Annotated in this window: 13 protein-coding genes (1 of these 13 only partly in view); 4 read left to right on the forward strand and 9 right to left on the reverse strand. The window is 51.4% G+C overall.

Annotated elements, in window-relative coordinates:
* Positions 1-468, reverse strand: partial view of a DMT family transporter gene (locus BN1190_RS03675; protein ID WP_040285986.1) — the 5' portion only. Its footprint begins 417 nt before the window's first position; 468 of the gene's 885 nt are visible here — the first part of the coding sequence; the start codon lies at positions 466-468; its stop codon lies off the left edge, out of view.
* A 187-nt stretch (positions 469-655) separates the two neighbouring features.
* Between BN1190_RS03675 and BN1190_RS03680 the strand changes: the two genes are divergently transcribed.
* Positions 656-1654, forward strand: a complete 999-nt coding sequence (locus BN1190_RS03680; protein WP_040285692.1) for a cation diffusion facilitator family transporter — start codon at positions 656-658, stop codon at positions 1652-1654.
* Between the two features lie 47 nt (positions 1655-1701).
* Here the strand turns inward: BN1190_RS03680 and BN1190_RS03685 are convergent, their stop codons facing one another.
* The 4 genes from BN1190_RS03685 to pruA all read right to left on the reverse strand — a co-directional run bounded on the left by BN1190_RS03685 (position 1702) and on the right by pruA (position 7133).
* Positions 1702-2865 (reverse strand): iron-containing alcohol dehydrogenase, encoded by a 1164-nt coding sequence (locus BN1190_RS03685; RefSeq protein WP_040285693.1) that lies wholly within the window; start codon positions 2863-2865, stop codon positions 1702-1704.
* Between the two features lie 120 nt (positions 2866-2985).
* Positions 2986-4230 carry a Glu/Leu/Phe/Val family dehydrogenase gene (locus BN1190_RS03690; RefSeq protein ID WP_040285694.1) on the reverse strand — a complete coding sequence of 415 codons (1245 nt, stop codon included), beginning with the start codon at positions 4228-4230 and terminating at the stop codon, positions 2986-2988.
* 80 nt (positions 4231-4310) lie between these two features.
* Positions 4311-5504, reverse strand: coding sequence for an ornithine--oxo-acid transaminase (locus BN1190_RS03695; protein WP_040285695.1), 1194 nt, complete (start codon positions 5502-5504; stop codon positions 4311-4313).
* An 81-nt stretch (positions 5505-5585) separates the two neighbouring features.
* Entirely contained in the window at positions 5586-7133 is a 1548-nt protein-coding gene (gene pruA, locus BN1190_RS03700; RefSeq protein ID WP_040285987.1) for an L-glutamate gamma-semialdehyde dehydrogenase, read from the reverse strand.
* 131 nt (positions 7134-7264) lie between these two features.
* On the opposite strand from pruA, the gene BN1190_RS03705 reads away from it, so the two are divergent.
* The gene (locus tag BN1190_RS03705; RefSeq protein ID WP_040285696.1) at positions 7265-8584 is read left to right on the forward strand and encodes a sigma-54-dependent Fis family transcriptional regulator; all 1320 of its coding nucleotides are present in this window, start codon (positions 7265-7267) and stop codon (positions 8582-8584) included.
* A gap of 16 nt (positions 8585-8600) precedes the next feature.
* Here the strand turns inward: BN1190_RS03705 and yugI are convergent, their stop codons facing one another.
* Together yugI and BN1190_RS03715 are read right to left on the reverse strand one after the other, a co-directional pair.
* Entirely contained in the window at positions 8601-8975 is a 375-nt protein-coding gene (gene yugI / locus BN1190_RS03710) for a S1 domain-containing post-transcriptional regulator GSP13 (protein WP_040285697.1), read from the reverse strand.
* Positions 8976-9091: 116 nt separating this feature from the next.
* Positions 9092-9355: a DUF1871 family protein gene (locus BN1190_RS03715; RefSeq protein WP_040285698.1), complete on the reverse strand. Its 264-nt coding sequence runs from the start codon at positions 9353-9355 to the stop codon at positions 9092-9094.
* A gap of 80 nt (positions 9356-9435) precedes the next feature.
* Here BN1190_RS03715 and BN1190_RS03720 point away from each other — a divergent pair, with 80 nt between their 5' ends.
* Entirely contained in the window at positions 9436-10608 is a 1173-nt protein-coding gene (locus BN1190_RS03720; RefSeq protein WP_040285699.1) for a MalY/PatB family protein, read from the forward strand.
* Positions 10609-10628: 20 nt separating this feature from the next.
* Here the strand turns inward: BN1190_RS03720 and BN1190_RS03725 are convergent, their stop codons facing one another.
* Both BN1190_RS03725 and BN1190_RS03730 read right to left on the reverse strand, forming a co-directional pair.
* Positions 10629-10862, reverse strand: a complete 234-nt coding sequence (locus tag BN1190_RS03725) for a hypothetical protein (RefSeq protein ID WP_040285700.1) — start codon at positions 10860-10862, stop codon at positions 10629-10631.
* Between the two features lie 37 nt (positions 10863-10899).
* Positions 10900-11484, reverse strand: coding sequence for a peptidylprolyl isomerase (locus BN1190_RS03730; RefSeq protein WP_040285988.1), 585 nt, complete (start codon positions 11482-11484; stop codon positions 10900-10902).
* Between the two features lie 285 nt (positions 11485-11769).
* Between BN1190_RS03730 and BN1190_RS03735 the strand changes: the two genes are divergently transcribed.
* Positions 11770-12993 (forward strand): MFS transporter, encoded by a 1224-nt coding sequence (locus BN1190_RS03735; RefSeq protein ID WP_040285701.1) that lies wholly within the window; start codon positions 11770-11772, stop codon positions 12991-12993.
* Positions 12994-13033: the final 40 nt, after the last annotated feature.

The raw sequence follows: 13033 nt of genomic DNA on the forward strand, positions 1-13033 counted from the left end.
AGCGAGGACGTCCCCGAAGAACGCACTGCCCCCCAGCCGGAAATCACCGAAGCTGATGATCACACTGCCCATTATCGCAATTACTGCGGACAGAATGGTTTTTACCGATATCTTCTCCTTAAAGAAGAAGTATGTACCTGCGAATGCGAATATCGGCTGCAGTGTCACCAGAACGGTCGAGCTTGCAACCGATGTATAATTCAATGATTCAAACCAGAAGATGAAATGGAACGCTAAAAAGATTCCTGCCAGGGTGGAAAAAACCCAATCCCTTTTTGTCAGAACCCTGATTTCCTTCCGGTATTTCAATAAAAAAACGGGAAGCATGAAGATCACCGAGAAAAACATCCTATAGAATGCGGTGACTCCGGCTTCAGCACTCACCAATTTTACAAATATGGCAGAAAGGGCAACAGAAATTACACCTATGATAATAGGGATTGCCGGATGGACAGCAGGCTTGTTCATGAACAACACTTCACTTTCTATCAATGACAGCGATTGAAAAAGATTGAGAATGGTTATAGCAATCAGTATAGCACAGCCGGTTGTTCTGCACATTCAGCAAATAAAACAGCCGGCTGCTGCCTGACCGGACTTTCCCATCTGGCTTGCTATACTATTGCCACTAGCGACTTAAAAGGAGACTGATGTAATGAATGGTTGGATCGGATTACTGAAAAACGGAAACAGATCCGCTCTCATGGCGGCAATCGTCAATTTAATAATCTCTGTATTGAAAGCAGGCGCCTTCTTTCTTACCGGCAACGTCGCAATGTATGCGGAGATGATGCACTCATTGGGTGACGCCGCAAATCAGCTGTTTGTCTATACGGGATCCGCTCTATCCAAAAAGGCCCCGACCCCGAAGTTCCCCAACGGGTTCGGACGTATCGTCAATCTGGTCTGCCTGGGCGCCGTCCTTGTCGTTGCCATTCTTTCCTATGAAACGATCATCGGAGGTATCCATCACATTTTGCACCCTGCGGAGAGCACCGGACTCCTCATTAACCTCGGTGTATTAGGGCTAGGCATTGTTCTGGAATCATTCGTGCTCTACAAAGCTTCCAAGGAAGTGATGCACGATGCAGGACTGGCCCATAATGGGATCTCTTCCCTACCAAAGAGCTTTGCTCATCTGTCCAAAGCGAAGCCCCCGACAAAGTTGGTATTCATGGAAGATCTGGTGGCAACGAGCGGAGGTGTCATTGCATTCATCGCTGTCCTGCTGGCCCACTTCCTCGGATGGACAGCAGCCGAAGGGATTGCATCCATCGCAATCGGTGGGATGATGTTTTACGTCGTCGGCAAGGTGTTCCTTGAAAACGCGCGCGGAGCAATCGGCGAGACGGATGAGGAAATGCTGGCCCATATCGCACATCTGGTTGCCGAAGACCCCGACATAGTCGACATCCAGCGTGTGGAAGTTGTGAAAGAAGGGGAAAGCCTGCATGTTGAAATCGTCGCGGAAGTCTCTACTGCCAATACAGTGGAATATGTGCTCGCTGTGAAAGATCGCCTGATGACTCTCGTGCTGTCACAGAAAGGAATACAGGACGTGATCATTTCGCTGATCGGTGATGACGGCATCCAGTCCTGGAACGACACGAACAGCTCCCGTCTCATCGAAAACCGAAAAAAATTACCAGAATAAAAAACGGACCGGATCGCCAAATTTTGAATTGGCGCCGGTTCGTTTTTTTATAGTGAATTTGTCAGAATCTGAACAACATCCTGTTTGGACAGCTTGGCGAAATTGCCGAGCGGGCCATTGACAGCTGCTTTTTCTGCCATCAGCTCGATTTTTGAATCATCGATGTCGTAGTCCGCAAGCTTGCGCGGCGCACCGATCGATGACCAGAACGCTTCCAGTTTCTCAATGCCTTCGATTGCTATTTCCTCATCTGACTTCCCTTCTGGGTCCACACCGAATGCATTCACTGCGAGCTGTGCGTACCGTTTCGGGTTCAGATGCATCGTATAGCGCATCCACTCAGGGAACAGGATTGCAAGTCCTCCGGCATGCGGGATGTCGTAGACTGCCGATACTGCATGTTCGATGTCATGGGTTCCCCAGTCACCTGTATACCCCATTCGCAGGAAGCCGTTCAATCCCCAGACGCCTGCGAGCATCATTGTCGCACGGAGCTCGTAATCATCGGGGTGATCGACGACTTGGGCGCCTGTACGGATAATCGTGCGGAGAGCACTTTCACACATCTCGTCCTGGAATGGCGTATTCGAGGATTCATTGAAATACTCCTCGAAGATATGGGACATTGTATCGACGATTCCATTGACTGTCTGATCACGGGGAACAGACATTGTATACGTCGGATCCAAAACGGAGAATTTCGGGTAGTTGAGGGGTGTTCCCCATCCGTATTTCTCTTGCGTTGCTTCGTTCGTTATGACCGAACCGGCATTCATCTCCGAGCTGGTCGCTGACAAAGTCAGGACAGTGCCGAATGGAAGTGCATCTTGCGGTGTCGCTTTGCGGACAACGAAATCCCATGGATTCCCGTCATACTTTGCCGCACAGGCGATGAGTTTTGTGCAGTCGATGACCGAGCCGCCGCCGACGGCCAAGATGACGTCGATTTCTGCCCGCTTACACAGATCGGCTGCCGCGATCGCTGTGGACAGACGGGGATTCGGCTCCACTCCGCCGAATTCATGGATCGTCATGCCGCCGTCTTTCAGGACATTCATGACATCATCATACACACCATTAGTTTTGATGCTCCCGCCGCCGTACACGACAAGCACTTTGTTTCCATATTGTTTCAGTTCGTCTGCCAAGTTGCTGACCTGTCCTTTTCCGAACAGCAGTTTGACAGGATTTTGGAATACGAAATTATCCATTTCCATCGCCTCCTCAGGTACCTTCTATTATGTTTCACAGCTTTCAGCGGTGCAACTGATTTGCATAGACCGCCAGACAGGAAAAGAGCGCCCCGGCAGCGGGACGCTCTTCTGTACTCCTTATGCCCATCCGCGGAAACGGGAGGCTTCCGCTGTTTTGCGGATTCCGATCATATAAGCTGCAAGACGCATGTCAATGCCGCGCGTAGTTGCCTGCGTGTAGACATTATCGAAGGCTGTGACCATTTTCTCGGTCATACGTTCACGCACGTCCTCTTCAGACCAGTAATAGCCCATGTTGTTCTGCACCCACTCGAAGTAGGAAACCGTTACGCCGCCAGCGCTTGCCAGCACGTCCGGAACGAGGAGGATACCGCGGTCCGTAAGAATCTTGGTCGCTTCGCTCGTTGTCGGTCCGTTCGCCGCTTCCACAACGATATTCGCTTTGATGTTGTGTGCGTTGTGCTCCGTAATCTGGTTTTCGATCGCTGCCGGAACGAGGATATCGCAATCCAGCTCGAGCAGTTCTTCGTTCGTCAGTGTGTTTTCGAACAGCGTCGTGACTGTTCCGAAGCTGTCGCGGCGGTCAAGGAGATAGTCGATATCCAAACCGTCCGGATCATGCAATGCACCGTATGCATCCGAGATACCGATGACTTTCGCACCTGCATCATGAAGGAACTTCGACAGGAAGCTTCCGGCGTTGCCGAATCCCTGGATGACGATCCGTGCACCTTTCATATCAATGCCACGGCGTTTCGCTGCTTCGTTGATGATGATTGTAACACCTTCAGCAGTCGCACGGTCACGGCCTTGTGATCCGCCGAGGACAATCGGTTTGCCTGTGATGAAGCCCGGAGAGTTGAACTCGTCGATCCGGCTGTATTCATCCATCATCCACGCCATGATCTGAGCGTTCGTGAAGACGTCCGGAGCAGGAATGTCTTTTGTCGGCCCCATCACTTGGGAAAGAGCGCGTACATAGCCGCGGCTCAGACGTTCCAGCTCACCCATCGACATTTCTCGCGGATCACAGACAACGCCGCCTTTACCTCCGCCATACGGGAGATCTACAATACCGGCTTTCAGCGTCATCCACATCGACAGCGCACGGACTTCGTCCAATGTCACGTCTGGGTGGAAGCGCACGCCGCCTTTTGTAGGGCCGACTGCATCGTTATGCTGGCCGCGGTATCCAGTGAATACTTTCACTTTCCCGTCGTCCATTTTGACCGGAATGCGGACTTCCGTCATGCGCATCGGTTCTTTCAGAAGATCATACATGCCTTCATCGTAGCCCAGCTTGTCAAGTGCCTCTTTGATAACAACTTGTGTAGATGTGAACAGATTCAGGTTTTCAGTCATTGGTTTGGCTCGCCTCTTTGTTTCATAATGGTTTTTCCTAGTTCATCGTATCATATCGGTCTGTCGAATTGGAAAGTTTTTTAGTTCGCAAAGACACTTTTGATCTTCTCGATTGCCCAGTCCAAATCTTCTTTGCTGATCACTAAAGGCGGCGCAAAACGGATGACTGTATCATGCGTTTCTTTGCAGAGCAGGCCAAGTTCTTTCAGTTTTTCACAATATGGCCGCGCTTCTTCTGTCAGCTCCATGCCGATGAAGAGACCGCGTCCGCGGACTTCTTTAATGACGTCGTTCTCGATCTTTGCGAGCTCGCTTTTGAAGTAGTTGCCGAGTTCTTCCGAGCGTTCAGCGAGTTTCTCATCCTGCAGGACATCCAGGGATGCGATGGAAACTGCGCACGCCATCGGGTTTCCGCCGAATGTCGAACCGTGTGAACCAGGGTTGAACACTTCCAGGACTTCCTTATCTGCAACGACACAGGAAATCGGGAACACGCCGCCGCCCAATGCCTTGCCGAGGATATACATATCAGGATCTACATCTTCCCACTCACATGCAAACATTTTACCAGTACGGCAAAGACCCGCCTGGATTTCGTCTGCAATGAACAATACATTGTTCTCCTTGCAGAGTTCGCGCGCTTTTTTCAAATAGCCTGCAGGAGGGATGAGGATTCCTGCTTCCCCTTGAATCGGCTCGATGATGAAGGCAGCTGTATTTTTCGTGATCGCTTGTTCAAGTGCATCAATATCGCCATACGGCACAAGCTTGATGCCCGGCAGCATCGGACCGAACCCGCGCTTGTATTCAGGGTCGGATGAAAGGGAAACAGCACCCATCGTCCGGCCATGGAAGTTGCCTTCGCAGCCGATGATCTCCGCTTTGTCCGCTTCAACGCCTTTGACATCATATGCCCAGCGGCGCGCTGCTTTGATCGCTGTTTCTACAGCTTCAGCTCCTGTGTTCATCGGAAGAGCCATTTCTTTGCCTGACAGTTCAGTCACTTTTTCATACCATGGGCCCAATTGGTCGCTGTGGAATGCACGGGAAGTAAGGGTTACTTTGTCTGCCTGGTCCTTCAGTGCCTGGATGATTTTCGGGTGACGGTGTCCTTGGTTCACTGCAGAGTACGCAGAAAGCATATCCATATATTTGTTACCTTCCGGATCCTTTACCCATACACCTTCGGCTTCAGAAATAACGATCGGCAGCGGATGATAGTTTGGTGCACCATACTTGTTTGTTTGTTCAATCACTTGTTGAGATACAGACATTCAAAATCCCTCCTCGGTTTGTTATGTAAAAGCAGCGCCTGCCCTGGGGCAGGCTGCTGTGATAGTTGTCTGATCAGCTTATTAGAACATTTCCGAAGTTGTCTTGCCCTGCATGTGGAGCTGCAGGTAATCCGGGCCGCCTGCTTTCGAGTCAGTTCCGGACATGTTGAATCCGCCGAATGGCTGGTATCCAACAATCGCGCCTGTGCAGCCGCGGTTGAAGTACAGGTTCCCGACATGGAAGTCTTCACGAGCCTGCTCCAAGTGTTCACGGTTCGTCGTGATGACTGCGCCTGTCAGGCCGTAGTCTGTGTCGTTCGCCATTTCGATAGCTTCTGTGAAGTCTTTCGCTTTCGCCAATGCGACGAACGGTCCGAATACTTCTTCTTTCATGATACGTGCATCAGGCTTGACGTCAGCGAATACTGTCGGTGCGATGAAGAACCCTTTTGAGTCGTCCCCTTCGCCGCCCGCGATGAGACGTCCTTCTTTTTTGCCGATTTCAACATAACCCATGATTTTATCGAAAGCATTTTTGTCGATAACAGGACCTGCGAAGTTCGACTGGTCCGCCGGATCTCCGTACGTCAATTCCTTCGTCAGTTCCTCGACACGGCCGACAACTGTGTCGTACACATCTTCATGGATGATGGCACGTGAGCAGGCCGAGCATTTCTGACCGCTGAAGCCAAACGCCGATTTGACGATGGACTGAGCAGCAAGTTCAAGATCCGCTTCGCTGTCCACGACAATTGTATCTTTACCGCCCATTTCAGCGATGACACGCTTCAGCCAGATCTGCCCTTCGTTCACTTTCGAAGCGCGCTCGTAGATGCGTGTTCCGACTTCGCGCGATCCTGTGAAGGAGACGAACCGTGTACGCGGGTGGTCGACGAGGTAGTCGCCCACTTCAGCGCCTGAACCCGGCACGTAGTTTACAACACCTGCAGGCATTCCTGCTTCTTCGAGCACTTCCATGAACTTGTAGGCAACAACCGGAGTTGTCGATGCAGGTTTCAGAAGAACTGTATTACCTGTCACGAGTGCTGCGACAGTTGTTCCGGCCATGATCGCGAATGCGAAGTTCCATGGGGAGATGACAACGCCTACGCCGAGCGGAATGTAACCGAAACGGTTGAACTCGCCCGGACGGCTTTCTACAGGGATGCCGTCTTTCAGCGTAAGCATCTGGCGGCCGTAGTATTCCATGAAGTCGATTGCTTCAGCAGTGTCCGCGTCCGCTTCGTTCCAAGGCTTCCCTGCTTCTTTCGTCAGAAGAGCTGAGAATTCGTGCTTGCGGCGGCGTACGATTGCAGCTGCTTTGAACAGGATATCCGCACGCATCTGCGGATCTGTCTTTCTCCATGTGCTGAACGTTTCGTCAGCGATTTTCATCGCCTTTTCCGCGATGTCTTTGCTCGCTTTGGATACGCGGCCGATTGTTTCTTCTTTGTTGGCTGGATTGAATGACACTAGCTTGTCATCTGTCATGATACGCTCTCCGCCTACAATCAGGGGATAATCTTTACCAAGGTAAGCTTCAACTGTTTTCAAGCCTTCCTCGAATGCTTTTTTATTTTCTTCCTTAGTGAAGTCTGTAAATGGTTCATGTTTGTAGGGAATCATGATAGTCCTCCTTTGAATTAGCGCAAAAAAAGTTTGCACTCCGTTCGTGATTACATTTATAATAATGCAAGATATTATTGCGCATTGCAAGTATTATTGTTTAAAACAGAGAAAAAGTTGGGCGGTGTCAATGAATGAACAGTTTCGACGAATCACTCTTCCCTTTCTATGAATTCGCTGTCCAGAATGCGGGAATCGGCATCCACGCTGTCAACAGTGATGGCCGGACGATAATCTACAATGACAAGATGAAAGAGATCGAAGGGCTGGAACTCGAGGATATCCGGGAGTTGTCCATCCTTGAACTGTTTAAATTCCGTCAGCAGCCGAGCACACTTATGGAAGTGCTGCAAAACGGAAAAGAACAGCTGAATATCAAACAGACGTACTGGAACCGCAATGAAACCGAAATCACGACCATCAATAACACCTATCCGATCGTCCAGGACGGACGGCTGATCGGCGCGATCGAATTGTCACATGACGTCACTGCACTCGAGAAGTTCGTCCTCCAGCCGCTGAAGAAGGACAGGGATCCCATCCTTCTCAACCATATCGTGGCTGAGTCGGAGTCCATGAAACGAATCATCGCGACGGCCAAGAAAGCGGTGCGCGCACGGCTCCCTGTTCTGCTCATAGGAGAAGCCGGCACTGGGAAAGACCTTGTCGCGCAAGGGATCCATCATGAGGTGCCTGATGAGGACTCATCGTTCTATACGCTATATTGCAATCGTTCGGATATGCAGGCCATCGAACGGCTGGCTGGAAAATTGGCAGAAGACGCACCGTTCACGTTATTTTGTGAACGTATCGACTTTCTATCCATCAAGCTCCAGCGAAAATTGCTGGAAATCCTTGAAACCTCTGAAGCAGGGTCACGGCAGTTCATCGCAAGTATCGGGGAAGATCCCGTGGAACTCATCTCCTCAGGTGTACTACTGAAGGAACTCTATTACTTCTTTGCCTCTTTCACGATCCGCTTCCCTCCTTTGCGGGAACGGACGGAAGATATCCTGCCCTTCGTCAGGAGATATTTGGCCAGACGCAGAGAAAGCTTCGGGACGGTCTTGGAAGACATCACAGAGGATGTACAGGATCTGTTCCTGTCGTACTCCTGGCCGGGAAATATGCGCGAGCTCGAAGTGCTGCTCGATGAGGTCGCGTCACTCGCCTCGTCGGAGACGATTATATCAGTGGATATGCTGCCGCTCCATTTCAGGAACAAGAGCAATGCATTGGAAACCGGCACAGCCCTTGCCTCCCCATTCCAGCCGGCAGGCGGCAGTGATTTCCTGCCGCTCGACAAGTTCTTGCGGGAAGCGGAATCCTACTATATACAGCGGGCGCTTGCCATGCATGACGGAAATATCACCCGCACAGCGAATGCCCTGTCGATGAGCCGGCAGAATCTGCAATACCGGCTGCGGAAAAACAAAAACGGAGGAGAGGCATGATGCCCCTTCTCCGTCTTCAATAGCCTGATTTGTCGATCCAGTCGCGAAGTTTGTCTTTCAGTGAGTTGAATCCTGTTTCGTCCTGCTCGTCGACCCGTTCTTGCAGCGACTTGCGGGGGCGGTTGTTTTTCTTAGCGGCAGCAGGCGGTTCCTGCAATGCCCGGATGGACAGACTGATCTTGTGATCTTGTTCATCAACATCCAAAATCTTCACGTTCACCTGCTGCCCTACAGCCAGATGCTCATGGATGTCCTTCACAAATCCGTATGTGATTTCGGAAATGTGGACGAGCCCCTGTGTCTGATCATCCAGAGCGACGAATGCGCCATAAGGCTGAATCCCCGTCACTGTACCTGACAGTTCCTGACCTGCTTCGTATTTACCTGTCATGCGAACAGCTCCCAATCGTGTTTTGACTATCTGAAATTGCCATAACGGCCACTATCAGTATAGCATCGGAACACTAGCGGGAGCAAAAGATAGTCACTTGACGGCCGTACTGCCTATTACGATATGATACATTTCGCTTCGAACTTCACAGCGAGCAGCTTATAGGAGATCTGCATGCAGTCTTCCAGCGGAATCCACAGACCGCAACAAGGTTCATAGACATCGCGGATCCGTTTTGCGAGATCACTCGGATGATCCAGGACTTCCAGTTCGCCCAGGATTATCGCGATCTCCCGTCCATACGCTTTCGGCCCCGCTAGGAACGGGTCCCATTCTTCCAGCAGAGCCGCTGCTTTTTTATTGATTTCTGCAGTTTGCACACCAAGTCACCTGATTTTTCTTTTTTATTTATGATAGCATAGGATTGTGAAAGAATACAGATGGTACAGGGGGAATACATATGACTGAATTTACGCAACTTGTCGAAAGACGGAATACGACGTCCATGAAGTGGGATCGGATGGATAGGATCTATGGCATTGAGAATACGGAGGACATCCTGCCGATGTGGATAGCGGACATGGATTTCAAGGCGCCGCAGCCTGTGCTTGACGCGCTTCAGGGACGGCTGGATCATGGCGTGTTCGGCTATTCATACGTGTGCGAGGGCTGTAAAGACGCTGTCCGGGAATGGTTTTCGAAGCGGCACGGCTTCGAACCGAAAAACGAATGGATGCTGTCCCATCATGGTGTCGTGCCTGCCATTGCTTCCGTCGTCGAGACACTGACCGAAGAAGGAGACACTGTCTTACTAACACCGCCTGTCTACCCACCGTTTTCCAGCGTGCCGAGCATGCAGCACCGGACTCTTGAAGAATGCCGGCTGACGGAAGGGGACGGACAGTATTCACTCGATCTTGAGAAATTGGAAGATTCTTTGAAGAAAAATGTCAGACTATTCATATTTTGCAATCCGCACAACCCCGGCGGGATCGTCTGGCCGGTCGATGTGCTGCAGGAAGTCGTCCGCCTGTGTGCAAAGTACGATACGCTCATTCTGTCGGATGAAATCCATGCGGACCTGGTCTTCGCTCCGCATAAGCATACGCCGCTGCACCTGGCAGCAGGTGACGACTACAAACGGATCATCACATGCGTCGCACCGACGAAAACATTCAACCTGGCCGGCATCCAGGCGGCGATGATGATCATCCCGGACGATGCGCTGCGTCAGAAACTGCAGGACAACGGCATGGCACACGGTCAGATGGAATTGAACGCCTTCGCCGGAACTGCGCTGCAAGCCGCCTACCGCCACGGCGAATCATGGCTCGAGACATTGCTCGACACGGTCTCGGGTAACATGGATTATGTGGTGGACACACTTCCTGCACAGGTCCCGGGCGTCCGTGTCACCAAACCGCAAGGCACGTACCTGCTGTGGATCGACTACCGGGGAACCGGCCTGTCGGAAGATGAGATGATGGACAAGCTCCTGAACAAAGGGAAACTTGCCCTCGAACCGGGAACGAAATACGGTGAAGCCGGCCGCGGGTTCCTGCGCATGAACGTCGCTGCATGCCGCTCCACCGTTGAGGACGGCGTCACCCGGTTTGTCCGGGCTATGGACTAAGAAGAAAGAAAACAGCATCCTCAGTCATGAGGATGCTGTTTTTGTCGTTCTCCGGCCTCGCGAGCTTCTCGCCGTTCGCGCAGGATCCGTTCTTCCAGTTCTTTCGTTTCCAGTTCCTGTTTCTTCGAATTCCGTCTGAACCAATAAAGCGTCAGCGCCATGAGGATCATGAAGAAGACAAAGGAAATGGCCGCTGGAATGTATTCCGTCTTGTCTTCCGGAAAGTAAAGGAAAGGCATCAGAATCGTCATCATGCCAAGCACTTCCTAACACTAAAAATTTACAAAATCCTTACTGGACGTCGATCGATTCAATCTTGACATCTTCGAGAGGCTTATCGTTACTGTTCGTTTTGACAGCAGCAATCTTATCAACGATATCCATGCCCTCGATGACCTGTCCGAATACGGTATGCTTCTGGTCGAGGTGCGGCGTGCCGCCCATTTCCCCATATGCTTCCGCGATTTCTGCCGGCCAGCCGCCTTGTTTCAGCTGCTCGACGGATGCCCCCATCAGCTTTGGCGCCTGCACGATGAAGAACTGGCTGCCGTTCGTGTTCGGACCTGCGTTCGCCATGGAGAGCGCACCGCGCAGGTTGAACAGATCCATTGTGAATTCGTCTCCGAATGAGCCGCCGTAGATGCTTTCGCCGCCCATTCCTGTACCTGTCGGGTCGCCGCCCTGGATCATGAAGTCCTTGATGACCCGGTGGAAGATGATTCCGTCATAGTAGCCTTCTTTTGCGTGCTCAATGAAGTTTTCAACCGTTTTCGGCACCTTTTCTTCAAAAAGCTTGATTTTGATCGGTCCCATTGTGGTATTCATCGTAATAAGACGTTCGCCTGCTGCTGTTTCTTTTGATAATTGCGGATACATGTGGGAATCCTCCTCAGGAATAGTGTTTTTCGGCTGTTCTGCCGTGGCTGCCTCTTCTTCGTCGGCTGTCTTCCCCTCTTTCGCCTGCTGTTGTCCGCATGCGGACAACACGAGCAACAGGACAGCCGTAAGTGCAACTATGCACAGTTTCTTATTCAATTTGCTTCACCCTGAACAAGTTTACCATATCCGGCGTTCAAACCGAACTGCAAGCACTTGACTTCCTTCGGGTGCCGAATTGTTCTATACTGAAAAAATACAGTTTGTACAGAGGGAAGGACTTCTATGGATATACAAAAACGAAATTTCATCATCATCTGGGTTTCCAACTTCCTCGTCGCAGGCACCATGACGATGATCATGCCCTTCTTATCTCTTTATATCGAGACGTTCGGGAACTATTCCGATGCCTACGTGCAGAAATGGTCAGGCCTTGTATTTGGTGCGACATTCATTACAGCGCTGATCATGTCCCCGATCTGGGGGCGGATTGCGGATAAGTACGGCTTCAAACCGATCCTCATTATCAATGGATTCGGGATTGCCGTCTCCGTCTTCCTGATGGGGTTCATCCATTCAGTGGAAGCTTTCTTCATATTACGCCTGCTGAATGGTGTCGTCACCGGCTTCATCCCCACCTCACTCGCATTCATTTCAGCTAATACGAAACGGGAAGAAGCCGGGAAACGCCTCGGGACCCTCCAGATGGGGAGTGTCACCGGGACGCTGTTCGGACCGGTGCTCGGCGGACTGCTGGCAGACGCATTCGGGTTCCAGTATACGTTTGTCATCACCTCCGTTTCCGTCATCATTGCAGCTTTGATCATCATCTTTGGTATCAAGGAAGAGCGGAAGGTGAAAAGCAGCCGGGCGGTTTCCTATTCACGCAAAACGATTCTCGGCGGGCTGCTGAAACACCGGCTCATGCTCAACGTTATGGTTGTGACGTCGCTGATCCAGATCGGGAATTTCAGCATCCAGCCGCTGCTGTCCCTGTACGTTTCCCACCTGACGACCTCCGAGGATGTGGCATTTCTGGCAGGCATCACGTTCAGCGCTGCCGGTGTCGGAAACCTGCTGTTCGCCCGGAAATGGGGCAAGCTCGGCGACCAGATCGGCTATGAGAAGATTCTCAGCTTCCTGCTCATCCTGTCTTTCCTCTTCATCATTCCGCAGGCATTCGTCGGCAGCCTGTGGCAGCTCGTCATCTGGCGGCTGCTGTTCGGTATTTCAATGGGCGGCATGATCCCGATCACGACCGCGCTGGTACGGCGGGAAGCCCCGATCGATATCCAGGGCGAAGTGATGGGCTACAATACGAGCTTCCGGTTCCTCGGCAACATCATCGGACCGATGTTCGGCGGGATTGTCAGCGGATTCCTCGGAATTTCATCAGTTTTCATCACGACCGGGGTCCTCTTCCTGCTCGGCTTCGCTTTCCTCTATTACGCGAAGCGGAAGCCAACCCAGGACTTCGAAGATTTCCTTGCCGAGTCCCAGGAGAAATAGATTTGAAATATAGCACACTCCACACGCCGGAGTGTGCTAT

Source organism: Sporosarcina koreensis (assembly GCF_000826145.2).
Lineage (GTDB): Bacteria > Bacillota > Bacilli > Bacillales_A > Planococcaceae > Sporosarcina > Sporosarcina trichiuri.

Coding starts and splice junctions, on each gene's coding strand:
- BN1190_RS03680 (WP_040285692.1), top strand. CDS start 656: ATGAATGGTTGGATCGGATTACTGAAAAACGGAAACAGATCCGCTCTC.
- BN1190_RS03685 (WP_040285693.1), bottom strand. CDS start 2,865: ATGGATAATTTCGTATTCCAAAATCCTGTCAAACTGCTGTTCGGAAAA.
- BN1190_RS03690 (WP_040285694.1), bottom strand. CDS start 4,230: ATGACTGAAAACCTGAATCTGTTCACATCTACACAAGTTGTTATCAAA.
- BN1190_RS03695 (WP_040285695.1), bottom strand. CDS start 5,504: ATGTCTGTATCTCAACAAGTGATTGAACAAACAAACAAGTATGGTGCA.
- BN1190_RS03705 (WP_040285696.1), top strand. CDS start 7,265: ATGAACAGTTTCGACGAATCACTCTTCCCTTTCTATGAATTCGCTGTC.
- yugI (WP_040285697.1), bottom strand. CDS start 8,975: ATGACAGGTAAATACGAAGCAGGTCAGGAACTGTCAGGTACAGTGACG.
- BN1190_RS03720 (WP_040285699.1), top strand. CDS start 9,436: ATGACTGAATTTACGCAACTTGTCGAAAGACGGAATACGACGTCCATG.
- BN1190_RS03725 (WP_040285700.1), bottom strand. CDS start 10,862: ATGATGACGATTCTGATGCCTTTCCTTTACTTTCCGGAAGACAAGACG.
- BN1190_RS03730 (WP_040285988.1), bottom strand. CDS start 11,484: ATGTATCCGCAATTATCAAAAGAAACAGCAGCAGGCGAACGTCTTATT.
- BN1190_RS03735 (WP_040285701.1), top strand. CDS start 11,770: ATGGATATACAAAAACGAAATTTCATCATCATCTGGGTTTCCAACTTC.